At 69.6% G+C, this 14,054-nt stretch carries 11 protein-coding genes; 6 read left to right on the top strand and 5 right to left on the bottom strand.

Annotated elements, in window-relative coordinates; translation table 11 throughout:
- Positions 1 to 26: 26 nt before the first annotated feature.
- From BKD30_RS00945 to BKD30_RS00935, 3 genes are read right to left on the bottom strand one after another with little or no spacing between them, the layout of a single operon-like run.
- Positions 27 to 836 (bottom strand): amino acid ABC transporter ATP-binding protein, encoded by an 810-nt coding sequence (locus BKD30_RS00945; RefSeq protein WP_076700746.1) that lies wholly within the window; start codon positions 834 to 836, stop codon positions 27 to 29.
- Positions 833 to 1,855 (bottom strand): amino acid ABC transporter permease, encoded by a 1,023-nt coding sequence (locus BKD30_RS00940; protein WP_083955885.1) that lies wholly within the window; start codon positions 1,853 to 1,855, stop codon positions 833 to 835. Before BKD30_RS00940 ends, BKD30_RS00945 begins: the two co-directional genes overlap by 4 nt.
- Complete coding sequence (locus BKD30_RS00935; RefSeq protein ID WP_083955884.1) at positions 1,852 to 2,775, bottom strand: ABC transporter substrate-binding protein; 924 nt, start codon at positions 2,773 to 2,775, stop codon at positions 1,852 to 1,854. The genes BKD30_RS00940 and BKD30_RS00935 overlap by 4 nt, the downstream gene beginning before the upstream one ends.
- Before the next feature lie 140 nt (positions 2,776 to 2,915).
- Between BKD30_RS00935 and BKD30_RS00930 the strand changes: the two genes are divergently transcribed.
- Entirely contained in the window at positions 2,916 to 4,580 is a 1,665-nt protein-coding gene (locus BKD30_RS00930) for a site-specific DNA-methyltransferase (protein ID WP_218189229.1), read from the top strand.
- Between the two features lie 43 nt (positions 4,581 to 4,623).
- A complete protein-coding gene (locus BKD30_RS00925; protein ID WP_076700740.1) occupies positions 4,624 to 7,014 on the top strand; it encodes a DEAD/DEAH box helicase in 2,391 nt (796 codons plus the stop codon).
- Positions 7,015 to 7,035: 21 nt separating this feature from the next.
- Here the strand turns inward: BKD30_RS00925 and BKD30_RS00920 are convergent, their stop codons facing one another.
- On the bottom strand, positions 7,036 to 8,724 hold the full coding sequence (locus BKD30_RS00920; RefSeq protein WP_076700736.1) for an HNH endonuclease signature motif containing protein: 1,689 nt from the start codon (positions 8,722 to 8,724) through the stop codon (positions 7,036 to 7,038).
- Positions 8,725 to 9,066: 342 nt separating this feature from the next.
- Between BKD30_RS00920 and BKD30_RS16805 the strand changes: the two genes are divergently transcribed.
- Positions 9,067 to 9,345 carry a chorismate-binding protein gene (locus BKD30_RS16805; protein ID WP_083955882.1) on the top strand — a complete coding sequence of 93 codons (279 nt, stop codon included), beginning with the start codon at positions 9,067 to 9,069 and terminating at the stop codon, positions 9,343 to 9,345.
- Positions 9,346 to 9,449: 104 nt separating this feature from the next.
- Positions 9,450 to 10,331 carry a manganese catalase family protein gene (locus BKD30_RS00910; RefSeq protein ID WP_076700734.1) on the top strand — a complete coding sequence of 294 codons (882 nt, stop codon included), beginning with the start codon at positions 9,450 to 9,452 and terminating at the stop codon, positions 10,329 to 10,331.
- 9 nt (positions 10,332 to 10,340) lie between these two features.
- On the opposite strand, the gene BKD30_RS00905 is transcribed toward BKD30_RS00910, so the two are convergent.
- Positions 10,341 to 11,771, bottom strand: a complete 1,431-nt coding sequence (locus BKD30_RS00905; protein WP_083955881.1) for an isochorismate synthase — start codon at positions 11,769 to 11,771, stop codon at positions 10,341 to 10,343.
- Between the two features lie 119 nt (positions 11,772 to 11,890).
- Between BKD30_RS00905 and BKD30_RS00900 the strand changes: the two genes are divergently transcribed.
- Together BKD30_RS00900 and BKD30_RS00895 are read left to right on the top strand one after the other, a co-directional pair.
- Positions 11,891 to 12,652 carry a demethylmenaquinone methyltransferase gene (locus tag BKD30_RS00900; protein WP_076700731.1) on the top strand — a complete coding sequence of 254 codons (762 nt, stop codon included), beginning with the start codon at positions 11,891 to 11,893 and terminating at the stop codon, positions 12,650 to 12,652.
- Positions 12,649 to 13,980 (top strand): geranylgeranyl reductase family protein, encoded by a 1,332-nt coding sequence (locus BKD30_RS00895; RefSeq protein ID WP_076700728.1) that lies wholly within the window; start codon positions 12,649 to 12,651, stop codon positions 13,978 to 13,980. The genes BKD30_RS00900 and BKD30_RS00895 overlap by 4 nt, the downstream gene beginning before the upstream one ends.
- Positions 13,981 to 14,054: the final 74 nt, after the last annotated feature.

Genomic DNA, 14,054 nt, shown 5'->3' with positions numbered 1-14,054 from the left:
GATCCCAAGCCAGACGCGCGGCAGCCTCACAGCACCTTGGAGAGGAACTCCTGGGTGCGTGGGTTCTGCGGGTTGCTCAACACGTCGCGCGGGTGACCGGACTCGACGACGGCGCCCTGGTCCATGAAGATCAGCGTGTCGCCGACCTCGCGGGCGAAGCCCATCTCGTGGGTGACGACCATCATCGTCATGCCCGAACGGGCCAGGTCCTTCATCACCTCGAGCACGTCGCCGACCAGTTCCGGGTCCAGCGCCGAGGTCGGCTCGTCGAACAGCATCAGCTCCGGGTCCATGGCCAGGGCCCGGGCGATCGCCACCCGCTGCTGCTGGCCACCGGAGAGCTGCGAGGGGTAGTGCCCGGCCCGGTCGGCCAGGCCGACCCGTTCCAACAGCTCGTGGGCACGCCTGACGGCGTCCGGCCTTTTGAGGCCTTTGACCTGCATGGGCGCCTCGATCACGTTCTGCAGGGCGGTCATGTGCGGGAACAGGTTGAACCGCTGGAACACCATGCCCACCTCGCGGCGCTGGGCCGCGATCTGCCGGGGGGTCAGGTCGTGCAGCCGGCCGTCCTGTTCGCGGTAGCCGATCAGTTCGTCGTCGATGAGGATGCGCCCGGCGCTGATGGTCTCCAGCTGGTTGACGCACCGCAGCACGGTCGACTTGCCGGACCCGGACGGCCCGACGACGACGCACACCTCGCCGCGGCCGACGGTCAGGTCGATACCGCGCAGCACGTGGTGGTCGCCGAAGAACTTGTGCAGACCCTCGATCCGCACCAGCGGGTCCGGGTGGCGGTCCGCGGCGGGGGTGGTGGCCCGCGTGGTCTCGCTCGTCATCGTCCGTCCCCTCCTGCGCCACGGTTGCCGGGGAGGTTGCCCTCGCCCGACAGGGTGCGCGCGTCGGTGGTCTCCGCGTCGTCGGCGGGCGTCCGGTGGCCCGCCGGCTGCACCCGGACCGGAGCCGGGGAGTCCGCGTCGACCCCACGACCGTAGTGCCGTTCGATGTAGTACTGGCCCACCATCAGGATGCTCGTGATCAGCAGATACCAGAGGGCGGCGACGATCAGCAGCGGGATGGGCAGGTAGATCCGGTTGGCGATGGCGTTCGTGGAGAACGTCAGGTCCAGGGTGAACGGCACGGCCAGCACCAGCGACGTGGTCTTGAGCATGCCGATGGTCTCGTTGCCCGTCGGGGGGACGATCACCCGCATGGCCTGCGGCAGGATGATGCGCCGCATGATGGCGGACTTGCGCATGCCCAGCGCCTCGGCTGCCTCCGCCTGACCCGAGTCGACGGATTTCAGGCCGGCCCGGAAGATCTCGGCCAGGTACGCCGACTCGTTCAGCGCGAGGCCGATCGTGGCCGGCCAGAAGTAGTTGCCCACCAGGTCGGAGGTGTTGACGGCGAACAGGTCCGGACCGAAGGGGACGCCCAGGGCGATCGTGGGGTACAGCGTGGCTACCAGGCCCCAGAACACCAGCTGCGTGTAGACCGGGGTGCCGCGGAAGAACCACACCCACACCCAGCTGACCCACCGGAACAGCGGGTTGTCCGACTGCCGCATCAACGCCAGCGTGATCGCCAGGATGATCGCGATCACCATCGACAGCACGGTCAGCAGCAGCGTCCAACCGACACCGGCGATGACCCGCGCGTCGAGCAGGTACTTGGCAACGGTGTCCCAGCGGTAGTTCTCGTTCGTCACCAGGCTCTGGGCGAGCAGGGCGACGAGCACGAGGAGCACCGCAGCGCCCACCCAGCGCCAGGGGTGCCGAACGGGAACGGCGCGGATCAGGTCGGGCCGGGCGCTGCCGCCGGTGCCCGGGTCCTGCCGGGTGGTGACGCCGTGGCTCACGGCTGCGGGTTCAACTCTGACGTCTTGACGGCGCCGTCGCTGTTGTTCCAGGACGCCAGGATCTTGCCGTAGCTGCCGTCGTCGATGAGCTTCTGCACCGTTTTCTGCATCAGGCTCGCGAGGGCGGTGTCCTTCTTCGCCACGGTGATCGCCTGCGGGGCGGCGTCGTACACACTGCCGAGCTTGTCGATCTGGCCGTTGGTCTGCGTGATCGCGTAGCTGATGATCGGGGAGTCCGCGGCCATCGCGTCGATGCTGCCGTTGACCAGGCGGGTGGTGACGTCGGTCTGGTTCTCCAGGGAGACCACGGTGATGGCCGGCTTGCCGGCCGCCTTGCACTTGGCGTTGCGGTCGGTCAGATCGGGAGTCTCCTGGACGGTGCCGGTCTGCACGCCGACGGTCTTGCCGCAGACGTCGTCGACGGACACGTTGTTGGGGTTGCCCTTCTTCACCGCCCACTGCGTGCCGGCCTGGAAGTAGGACACCATGTTGACGGCCTTGAGCCGTTCGGCGTTGATGGTGAACGAGGAGATGCCGACGTCGTACTTGGAGCCGAGGCCCGGGAGGATCGACGGGAACTTGGCGGTCTGCACGCTGGCCTTCAGCCCGAGCGTGGCGGCGATGGCCTTCGCGAGGTCGACGTCGTAGCCCTGCGCGGTCTGGCCGTCCGCCTTGAGGAACTCGGCCGGGGCGTACGACGTGTCCGACCCGACGGTCAGCGTCCCCTTCGACTTCAGGGCCGCCGGCACCTGCCCGGCCAGGGCGTCGTCCTTGGCGACCGTGGTCGGGTCGAAGCTGGCGACGGAGGACCCCGAGGCGTCGGTGGCCGGAGCCCCAGCGGGGGTGTCGCTGTTGGCGCAGCCGGCGACGGTCCCCAGAACCGTCAGGGCCAGGGCAGAGACGAGCAGTCGTGAACGCATAACGTCCTCCTGTGAACGGGCAGGCAACAAGCAGGCAACGGCTCACTGCCATTGCGTATGTTCTGACGAGTATGCACCACCTGATGTGTCTGCGCTGTTTCGCGCGCCGAGTGGGAGGGGCGAAGCTCTAGGGTGGAGCTGTGATTTCCCCGGACACGACCACGTCGGCCTCACCGACGGCTGATGCGATGGCGGCGACGTCGGGACGGTCTACCGTGGGGTGTCTGACGCTGTCCTGGGTTGGGAAGGACCGGGCGCTGATCGGGACGCCGGACGGCGGCTATGCCTGGGTGCCCCGGGACGATCCGCGGGTCACCGAGGTGCGTCTCCTCCAGGAGCGGTCCAGCGTGGGCGAGGTCGGTGATACGTCTGCTCCCACCACTGACAACCAGCTCATCACCGGGGACTCGTACGACGCTCTGCACGCGCTCACGCGCATTCCCGAGTACGCCTCGGAGTATCGGGGCAGGGTCAAGCTGGTGTACATCGACCCGCCGTTCAACACGGGCCAGGCGTTCGACCACTACGACGATGCCCTGGAGCACTCGGTGTGGCTGACGATGATGCGGGACCGGCTGCTGCTCATCCGCGATCTCCTCGCCCCCGACGGCTCGGTGTGGGTCCACCTCGACGACGCCGAGATGGCGTACTGCCCGGTGCTCATGGACGAAGTGTTCGGAAGAGCGAACTTCATCGCCACGGTCATCTGGGAGAAGGTCTACAGCCCAAAGAACTCGGCGCGTCACTTGTCTGTGGATCACGACTACGTTCTCGTATACGCGCGCGACGCCGAGGTGTGGCGGCCGCAGCCACTTCCGCGCACACCCGAGATGGACGCTGCATACCGGAATCCCGACGAAGACGTGCGTGGTGTCTGGAAGCCCGGTGACCTTGTAGCCAACAAGTCCTACAGATTGGGCGTCTACCCGGTGACGACGCCAAGCGGTCGAGTCATCCCTGGTCCGCCCCCGGGAAGATATTGGCGCGTCTCCGAAGGGCGTCTCCGAGAGCTGGATCAGGACGGACGGATCTGGTGGGGTGAACGATCCGACAACATCCCAGCTCTGAAGCGATTTCTGTCGGAGGTTCGTGGGCGAGTGCCTCAGACTCTCTGGCCTTACGCCGAAGTCGGACACAATCAAAGTGGCAAGAACGAGATTCAGGCTCTGTTCAAAGGGATGATTCCCTTCTCCACCCCCAAGCCCGAGCGACTGCTCCAGCGCGTGATCCATATCGCTACCAATCCCGGTGACATCGTCCTCGACTGCTTCGGCGGCTCCGGAACGACGGCTGCCGTGGCGCACAAGATGGGGCGCCGGTGGGTGACGGTCGAACTGTCGCCCGAAACCGTCGAAACCTTCACCCGGCCGCGCCTGGAGAAGGTCGTCAACGGTGCAGACCCGGGCGGTGTCACCGAAGCCACGGCCTGGAGCGGTGGCGGCGGCTTCCGGCACGTGGAGGTGGGCCCGTCGCTGTATGACATTGCGGACGGGCACGTCTTCCTGGCCGCGTGGGCCACCGGCAGCGCCCTTTCCCGGGCTATCGCGGCGCAGCTCGGCTTCACCACCGAGTGCGATCCGCCCTTCGCCGGCGCCAGGGGGCGTGAACGGCTGGCGGTCATCGACGGGGTGGTCGACGATGCGGTGGTCCGTGCCGTGGTGGCACGGCTGGGTGACGGAGAACGCACCGTGGTGGTCGGCAAGGCCGCCACACCGGAGGCTGGGGTGTTGCTCGAGGAGTTGAGCCCCGGCTCTCGGTTGCGGAAGGCGCCGCGGGACCTGCTGCACCGTGGTGTCGTGCGATGACCTGGCTTCAGTACGATCCCGGACTGATCGATGAGATCGCCGGATGGATCTGCGCACACCGAACAAGGCGGCCCTGTCACGCATCGTGGGAGAGATCCACGACGACGGGTTCCACGAGGTCGTGTGCGATCTGGCAACGGGCGTCGGGAAGACCTACTTGGCCGCCGCCGTCGTCGAATACCTGGCCGCCCAGGGCATTCGCAACATCCTGGTGGTGACTCCGGGCAGGACGATCCAGGACAAGACGATCGCCAACTTCAGTCCGGGAAGCCCCAAGCACGTTCCCGGTGCCGACCACCAACCGCTCCTGATCACGGCCGAGAACTTCTCCCGGGGACAGGTCGGCGATGCCCTGCACGACTCGGGCACCCTGAAGCTGTTTGTGTTCACGGTTCAGCAGTTGATCCGCCCGGCGGCGAACACCTCCCGCCGGGTGCGCGAGCTGGACGAGTTCATCGGTGGGGACCTCTACTCCCACCTCCAGTCAGCGGACGACCTGGTCGTGATCGCCGACGAGCACCATGTCTATCGTTCCCAGGCGAAGGCGTTCTCGTCCGCGATCCGGGACCTGAATCCACGCGCCCTGATCGGGCTCACCGCGACGCCCGACCCAGCTGACGAGTCCAAGGTGATCTACCGATACAGTCTCGCCGAGGCGATCGCCGACGGGCTCGTGAAGATTCCCGTCATTGTGTACCGGCAGGACGGGCATCACGACCTCGCTACCCAGCTCGCCGACGCTTGTCATCTGCGGACGGTGAAGGCCGCCGCCTACCGAACGTGGGCGGACGCCACCGGAGAACGGGCGATCAACCCGGTGCTGTTCGTGGTGTGCCAGACCGTTCAACATGCCCGCGAGACGGCCGACCTGCTGGCCGGCGAGGCGTACATCGGTGACCCGGCGGCGGTGCTGGAAGTCACCTCGCAGTCCTCGGACACGGCGCTGCAGGCTCTGGCCTCGGTCGAGGCGCCGGACTCGCCGATCCGTGCTGTCGTCAGCGTCGACAAACTCAAGGAGGGCTGGGACGTCAAGAACATCGGCGTCATCGTCGCTCGACGCCGGCTTGCCTCCGAAGCTTTAACCGAGCAGATCCTCGGTCGTGGCTTGCGGCTTCCCTACGGGCGTCGCGTCGGCGTGCCCATGATTGACACCGTGGATCTGGTCGCACACGACTCCTACCGGAAACTCCTGGAGCAGAAGGACGCGCTCATCGAGCGGATCGTGGCGCCCGGCGAAAGCGCTGCGACGGGCGAACCGACCGATGTCGAGGCTGAGCTGCGGGCACGGCAGCACGCAGCCGGTCAGGTCGACCTGGTGCAGGAACAGGGGACACTCCGCCTGGTGGCGCCTCCGCGGGTGATCGACGGCGAGCAGGTCGACGGCGCGGCCGCCTTGATCCTGAAGGAGTACGAGGTGGCCGAGGCCGAAGGGCGACGAGACGCTGTCGAGTACCGCACACTTCACCGTGTCAGTGGTGCGCCGGTGATCCGGTTCCCGCGTCGTGAGCGGGAAGTACTCCCGGTCCGCTTCAGCCTGTCGCTGATCGACGACGCCGACGCTCGAGCCGCCGGAGCCGCATTCGCGCACGAGATCCGCATCCCGCTCATCCGCGAGGCGCTTGCCGCCAGACGGACGCGTCGCGGCGATGTCGAGATCCGCCGGGAGGCGCAGGACCCCGGAGAAGCCCGCCAGGCGTGGATCTCCCTCGATCAGGTGACGACCGAACTGGAGACGCGGGTCCTCGGCCTCGGGCTGGTAGAGGAGTCCTTGGCCGAGTTCAATGCGGCTCGGCGCGTCGTTCGTGCGTTCGTCGCCGGAGCTGGCGCGGAAGCGGACAGCGAAATCCATTGGGGCGCAGAACGTGCCCACCATGCCGTTCGGGGCATCGACGTACTGATCCGGCAGAAGTACAACGCGCGCCGGCTGCAGCCGCAATATGCGTTCAGACCCGTCACTCTTCCTGTCGAGCCGCGCCCTATGCCCACCGACGTCCGCGATCGCTACGCCGACTTCGAGCGCGGACGTTGGTACAGCGGCTGGCGCAAGTCGGTGCTGCCCGTGGCCTCGTTCGATGCGAAGACCACCGAACGCCGCCTCGCCGAGATCCTCGACGGCTCGCCGAACATTGCTTGGTGGTTGCGCCTCCAGCCCAATGACCCGGCTTTCATCGAACTCGACACCGGTGGCCGCTACTTCCCGGACTTCGTCGCTGTGGACAGCGTGGGAATCCATTGGCTGATCGAGGGCAAAGCGGACCACGACGTGCAGCGGCGGGACGTCGAAGCGAAGCGAGAGGCCGCTCAGGAGTGGGCACGGTTCGTCAACGACGACGGAAGCTTCGGCACGTGGCGTTACCTGTTCTGCTCGGAGGAAGCACTACGTAACAGTCACGGTGGTTGGGACAGCTTGCTGGTGGCGGCCGGCGCCGCATGAGTCCCGGCTCCGGGGCAGCCGTCAGAAGGGTGGATCGTCCGGATCGCTCCGGTAGCGCCGGCCCGTGGGCGACACCCAGTGCAGCGCCGATGGAGATGACGATGCCGAGGTCGGGGGAGCGGAGTCGACGTCGGCCCGGTCTTCGCCGGGTGGGCCGGTCACCTGCCAGGCGGAATGGTGCTTGAGCACGTGGTGGCGTCGGCACAGGTGTTCCAGGTTGGCCTCGTCGGTGGTGCCGCCGTCGGCCCAGGCGATCCGGTGGTCCAGATCGCAGCGCAGGACGTCGCGTCGACAGCCGGGAAACCGGCAGGTGCCGTCCCGTAGCTGCAGCCGGCGACGCAGCTCCGCGGGAATCCGGTACTGCCGACCGGCCGTGACCAGCCGACTGCCGGTCGGTGAGTCGTCGTCCTGGACCGTGACTGCCAGGGTGAAGGACGTAGCCGTCGTCGCGAGCCGGCGGGCATCCTCCACCGGGACGCACCCGAACGCTCCGAAGACCGCAGGACCGTCGCCGCCGAGCAGCACGGACGCCGGCATGGTCAGCACCAGCGACGGCGGTGCGTTCACCGGGCCGCTGATGGCGGGTGGGGTGCCGGCGTCGATGGCCTGCGCGGTCGAGCTCGTACCCTTGCCGCTCGTGACGCGGGCTCCGGTACTGGCATCGAAGCCTGCACCGGCATCGACTCCAGCCCTCGTTGCTGCGGCTGGCCCGGTGAGCAGGTCCGTGAGCACGTCGGCCCGCGCTTGACCGACGGTACGGTCGTCCGGGGCACCGCCGTAGTGCGGATCAGCCTGCGGGCGGGGGTCGTGGGCGTCCTCGAGCTGGGGCCCCAGGGCGGCGCGGGCCAAAGCCGACAATTGGCGGTCGATCGCGTGGGCGTCCACCGCCGGCAGCCAGGCCGTCAGATGCGCCATGCCGTCGCGGCCCGGTCCCACCCGCACGCACCGGTCCGCTCGGGCAAGCTCCTGGCGTCGCCGGGGGGAGAAGGGATGGAACCGGTCCCGCAACCGGCGTGCTCGGGCGGCCACCTCCCCCTTGGTGCCGGTGAGCGCCTTGTCCAGGAGGAACCGCTCGGTCTGGGCGACCGCTGTCAGCACGCGGGCTTCGGTCTGCGCGTCCGTGATCGACAGGCCGAGATACTCCTCGGCGCTCTCGAGGATCACCCCTGCGGCCGCGGCCGTGATCGTTCCCGCCTCCAGCGCGGCAGCGGTCCCCGGCAGGCGCGCGTCGAAGAGCTCGGCTTGCGTGAGGAGCGTGGACGCCGCGCCTTCCGCGATGCGCAGCGCGCAGGCGATCTCCGCCACGGCGCTGCGCTCGGCGATCGCGAGTCGTTCGGCGCGTGCCAGTCCACTGCGGGCCGGTACCGTCGAAGTGCTCTCGGGCAGCGATTCATCCCACGTCGGCTGCGCGGCGATCCACGCCTCGTGGTCACGTTCGGCGGAGCGCGCGGCGGTGAGGACGAGAGCGTGCTTGCGCGCGGCCAGCCATGACTCGACCTGTCTCATCTGCTCGAGCGCCCCGATGAGCTCGTCGGTCCCGGCGGTGCCTCCCGCCTTGCCGACCGTGCGGACACGGCCGACGATGTCGTCGACCGTGAGCGGGACGGCGTTCACCCGGCCGAGCGGCTCTTGCGCGGCGTCGTCCCCGGGGTCACCGGCACGCTCGACCGTCGGCGCCGTGCCTAGGTCGAGGGTGAAGAGTTCCTCCATGTCATGAGTCAACCCGTTGCCACTGACAGAACTCGCGGGTTCGGGCACCGGCTTGGTGGACGTCGCGGTCTCCGGTCCGGTGCCACCGGAGTCACCGGAGTCACTGGAACGCTCGACCGGCGGCGCCGTGCCGAGGTCGGGGGTGAAGAGTTCAGGGCGCTTGGACGCCCAGCGCCTGCAGCATCGGCCGGAACTTCGCCCACATCTCCCGCAGCTCCGCCGCCGGGCCCGAGGCCTCGACTATGCCACAGCCGGCGAACAGCCGCGCCGTCGTGGGGCACTCCAGCACCGCGCCCCGCAGGGCGGAGCGCCTCGGCCGACGATCCCGATTACGCCCAGCGGGTGCTGTGGGGGTCGGACAAACAGCGGCAGGAGCACGACTTCGCGATCACCTCCCTACTGGACCGGCTCACCAGCTACACCGACGCCATGACCGTCTCCAGCGAACCGTTCGTGCTGGAGCTGCCCAACGTGTGGCACCTGGCCTCGGACGTGACGGCCGTGCTCAATGACGCCCCTTCTTCCCTCGCCCGGTCCAGCGTGCCCGCCAGCACCGGCCACGCACCACGGTGTCGGCCTCGCTCTCGGAAGCGGTTCCGCGCCTTTGTGGTCTATTGCTGATCCCGCACTGATCAGTAGGCTTAGGACCACGCGCCCGGCCGGGTGCGGCCCGGCCGACGCATCCGGCCGAGGTCGGGCACAGGACGACGAAGACGAGGCCTCTCATGTTCTTCCACCGCCAGACCCTGCAGTACCGCGCCAAGCCCAACGAACCCGACGCCGTGTACGCCCGCAAGCTCCAGGAAGTGATCGGCGGCCAGTACGGCGAGATCACCGTCGCCATGCAGTACAGCTTCCAGGCCTGGAACGCGCACATCCCCGGCAAGTACCGCGACCTGCTCTTCAGTACGGCCGCCGAGGAGTTCGGGCACGTCGAGATGCTCGCCACGATGGTGGCGCAGTTGCTCGAGAAGGCGCCACTCGGCATCACCGGTGACGCCGTACAGGACGATCCGACGGTCGCCGCCGTCGTCGGCGGGACCGACCTGCAGCACGCCATCGTGGCCGGGGCGGGAGCTCGGCCGGTGGACAGCATGGGCAACCCGTGGACCGGCGGCTACGTGACCGCCAGCGGCAACCTCCTGGCCGACATGACCTCCAACCTGAACGCCGAGATGCAGGGCCGGGCCCAGGTCGCCCGGCTGTACCACATGACCGACGACTCCGGCGTGCGGGATCTGCTGTCCTTCCTGCTCGCCCGGGACACCATGCACCAGAACCAGTGGGCGGCGGCCGTGGAGGAACTGAAGGCGGACGGCCTCGAGCAGATGCCGGTGCCCAGCAACTTCCCCCAGTCCAAGGAGGCCTCGGAGTTCTCCTACACCACCTACCAGTTCTCGGACGGGGAGCACCTGTCCGAGGGCGCGTGGGCCTCCGGCCCCACCCCGGACAGCAAGGCGGAGTTCGGCTATCAGCCCGAGCCCATGGCCGGCGTCCCGATGCCACCGGTCACACATCCCGACGCGCGCTTCTACGGGACCACGGAGCTACTCAACGTGGCCGAGAAGATGGCGGGCACGGTGCAGGACAAGCTGAAGCGGGAGTGAGCCGACCAATCAGGGCGCCTGGACGCCGAGGGCCTGCAGCATCGGCCGGAACTTCGCCCACGTCTCGCGCAGCTCGGCCGCCGGGTCCGAGGCCTCGACGATGCCACAGCCGGCGAACAACCGGGCCGTCGTGGGGCTCTCCAGCACCGCGCCGCGCAGGGCGATACCCCACTCGCCGTTGCCGGTCGCGTCCACCCAGCCGACCGGACCCGCGTACGGGCCCCGGTCCAGGTGCTCGAGTTCGCTGATCACCCCGGCGGCGGTCGCCGTCGGGGTGCCGCACACCGCCGCCGTGGGGTGCAGGGCCTCGGCCAGCGCCAGGGCCCCGGGCGTGCGGTGCTTGCCGGTGGGGGAAGGGGCGTCGTTGAGCACGGCCGTCACGTCCGAGGCCAGGTGCCACACGTTGGGCAGCTCCAGCACGAACGGTTCGCTGGAGACGGTCATGGCGTCGGTGTAGCTGGTGAGCCGGTCCAGTAGGGAGGTGATCGCGAAGTCGTGCTCCTGCCGCTGCTTGTCCGACCCCCACAGCACCCGCTGGGCGTAATCGGGATCGTCGGCCGGGGCGCTCGCCCGGTCAAGCGTGCCCGCCAGCACCCGGGCACGCGCCACGTTGTCCTCGACCTTGATCAGCATCTCGGGGGTGGAACCGACCAGTCCCTCCACCGAGTAGGTCCAGCAGTCCCGGTACCGTTCGGCGAGGTCGGCGAGGACGACGGCGGGTTCCCTGGGGGAGTCGAGTTCGACGACGACGTCGCGCGCCAGGACCAGCTTGTGCAGTTCACCGGCGTTGATCCGTCGCACGCCCGCGGCGACGGCGTCCATCCACTGTTGCCCGGTCAGGGACCCGTCCCGGACCCGGCCGCGCACGACACCAGCAGAAGCAGCACCAGCAGGGGCGCCGCCCGCCGCACCACCAGCAACGTCAGCGGCGGGCGCGGCGGCGAGCAGGGCATCGAGAGCCGCGAAGGCCGTCCGCGCGGTCGGCGCCTCGTCCGCGGTGGTCTGTTGCGTCAACCAGCACCGGCCGTCGTCCGACGTCCCGACGACGAGTTCGGGCACGATCAGCCGGGAGGCGAAGGCGGAGTCCCCGGCGAAGGCGAAGGAACCGAACGCGAGCGGACCGGTGCCGGGCCCGCCGACTCGGTTCTCGCGTCGGGCGGTCGCGGTGACCTCGCGCCACCACTGCCGGGCACGGCCGAAGCGCTCGGGGCCGGAGACCGTGTACCGCGCGGCCGTGCCGATGCCGACGAGGCCGTCGCCGCGACGCAGCCACACCGCCGGAACACCCGTACCCCGTGTCGCCTCGACCAGACCCACCAGTCCGTTCGGCAACCGGCTCGGATCCAGCGGGACCGTGATGGTCGCCGGCGGCGCAGCTGCGGTGTCGGTGTCAGTGGCCGGGGACGCATCCCCGGCCAGCCGTGCGGGAACGGAGGCCATGGTTCACCCAATCTACTCGGACACCCCGGCCCACCGGTTCGCCGGGAACCGCTTCCGCTCCGGGCGAAGCCACCTACCCGGCCCGGCCCGCGCCCTCACCGGCGTGCCAGAATGAGCGGGTGAATCGCGCGTCCCTGGAGAAACGTCCCGACGACGTCGCGCGGATGTTCGACGACGTCGCCGCCCGCTACGACCTGGTCAACGACGTGTTGTCCGCCGGCCAGGTACGGTACTGGCGCCGCATCGTCGTCGCTGCCGTCGACGCGCACCGCGGCCAACGCGTGCTCGACCTCGCCGCCGGGACCGGCACGTCCAGCGAGCCCTACGCCGACGCGGGGGTGGACGTGGTCGCCGCCGACTTCTCGCCCGGCATGCTGGAGGTCGGCCGCCGACGCCGCCCCGACATCACCTTCGTCCAGGCCGACGCGACGGCCCTGCCGTTCGGCGACGACGAGTTCGACGCGACGACCATCTCGTACGGGCTGCGCAACGTGAACGACCCGCGGCAGGCGCTGCGGGAGATGCTGCGCGTGACGAAGCCCGGCGGACGTCTGGTCGTCGCCGAGTTCTCCCGGCCCACGTTCGCGCCGTTCCGTACCGTGTACACGGAGTACCTGATGCGGGCCATCCCGCCGATCGCCCGCGCGGTGGCCTCCAACCCCGACTCGTACGTCTACCTCGCCGAGTCGATCCGGGCGTGGCCGGACCAGGACCAGCTCGCCGGCTGGCTGGTCGAGGCGGGCTGGACCGACGTGCAGTACCGCAACCTCACCGGCGGCATCGTCGCCGTGCACCGCGCGATCAGGCCCACCGTGACCGCTGCCGGCACCGTGGACACCAGCGCCGTTGACACCGGTAGCGTCACGACCCCGTCGTCATGACCGTCGTCATCGTCGGCGCCGGCCCGGCCGGCTCCACCGCGGCCTGGCACCTGGCGCAGGCCGGCATCGAGACCGTCGTGCTCGAGAAGACCCATTTCCCTCGGGAGAAAGTGTGCGGGGACGGGCTCACCCCCCGCGCGGTCCGCGAGATCCAGCGCATCGGGTTGCCCCACGAGGTCGACGCCGGGTGGCGCCGGATGAAGGGGCTGCGCCTGATCGCCGCGGGCCGCACCGTCGAGGTGCCCTGGCCCGAGCTCACCGACTTCCCCGACTACGGGTTGGTGCGCACCCGACTCGGCTTCGACGAGGCCCTCGCCCGGCACGCCGAGGCCGTCGGCGCCACCGTGCTGACCGGCCACAACGTGCTCGGGGCCGAGCGGGACGACGCCGGCCGGGTGACCGGGGTGCGGGCCGCCGTGCTCGACGCCGACGGCCGGCGCGCCGGGCAGGAGCGGGTCTTCGACGCCGACGTCGTGCTCGCCGCGGACGGCAACTCCGCCCGTACCGCCCTCTCCGTCGGGCTCGAACGACGCGAGGACCGCCCGCTCGGTGTCGCCGTCCGCACCTACTACACCTCCCCGCGGCACGACGACGACTGGATGGAGGGCTGGCTGCAGCTGCCCGACGCCGCCGGTCGGCCGCTGCCCGGCTACGGCTGGATCTTCGGGGTCGGGGACGGCACCTCCAATGTGGGCTTGGGCATCCTCAACTCCTCGAAGCAGTTCGGGAAGATCGACTACCGGCAGGTGCTGCGGGAGTGGACCGCCGCGATGCCCGCCGAGTGGGGGTACCGACCCGAGAACCAGGTGGGCCCGATCCGGGGCGCCGCCCTGCCCATGGGATTCAACCGCACGCCGCACGCGGTGCCGGGCATGCTGCTGCTCGGCGACGCCGGCGGCATGGTCTCCCCGTTCAACGGGGAGGGCGTCTCGTACGCCATGGAATCGGCGCGGTTCGCCGCCGAGTGCGTCGTCGCCGCGCTCGCCGCCCCGGACGCGCACCGGCGCGATGCGGCCCTGGCCGCCTACCCGGACGTCGTCCGCGGCCAGTGGGGCTCCCACTTCCAGCTCGGCGGGCTCTTCGCTCGGCTGATCGGCCATCCGCAGGTGATGAACGCCGCCCTGCGCACCGGGATGAGCGCGCCACCTCTGCTGCGCCTCGTCGTCCGGATGCTCGCGAATCTCACCGACCATCCGGGCGGTGTCGAGGACCGGGCCATCCACCTGCTGGAGCGGCTCACGCCCCCGGCGTCCAACCAGCCGGCCGGCCACGGACCTGCCCGACGGCGTCCGGCCCCACTTCCGCGGAAAGCTAGGGTTGAGGCGTGAAGGAATCCGCGAACGCCGAGCCGATGACGCTCGAGTCTGTCGAGGGCCCGGCCGGTGGGTCCGTCGGTAGCGCT

The sequence above is a fragment of the Tersicoccus phoenicis genome, from assembly GCF_001968835.1.
GTDB classification, from domain to species: domain Bacteria; phylum Actinomycetota; class Actinomycetes; order Actinomycetales; family Micrococcaceae; genus Tersicoccus; species Tersicoccus phoenicis.
Note: the sequence above shows the minus strand (reverse complement) of the source record. Positions and strands in the feature narration are given on the sequence as shown.

What these genes read in the sequence shown, in the direction of transcription:
- BKD30_RS00945 (WP_076700746.1), bottom strand. Translation starts at nt 836, where the DNA reads ATGACGAGCGAGACCACGCGGGCCACCACCCCCGCCGCGGACCGCCAC.
- BKD30_RS00935 (WP_083955884.1), bottom strand. Translation starts at nt 2,775, where the DNA reads ATGCGTTCACGACTGCTCGTCTCTGCCCTGGCCCTGACGGTTCTGGGG.
- BKD30_RS00925 (WP_076700740.1), top strand. Translation starts at nt 4,624, where the DNA reads ATGGATCTGCGCACACCGAACAAGGCGGCCCTGTCACGCATCGTGGGA.
- BKD30_RS00920 (WP_076700736.1), bottom strand. Translation starts at nt 8,724, where the DNA reads ATGGAGGAACTCTTCACCCTCGACCTAGGCACGGCGCCGACGGTCGAG.
- BKD30_RS00910 (WP_076700734.1), top strand. Translation starts at nt 9,450, where the DNA reads ATGTTCTTCCACCGCCAGACCCTGCAGTACCGCGCCAAGCCCAACGAA.
- BKD30_RS00905 (WP_083955881.1), bottom strand. Translation starts at nt 11,771, where the DNA reads ATGGCCTCCGTTCCCGCACGGCTGGCCGGGGATGCGTCCCCGGCCACT.
- BKD30_RS00895 (WP_076700728.1), top strand. Translation starts at nt 12,649, where the DNA reads ATGACCGTCGTCATCGTCGGCGCCGGCCCGGCCGGCTCCACCGCGGCC.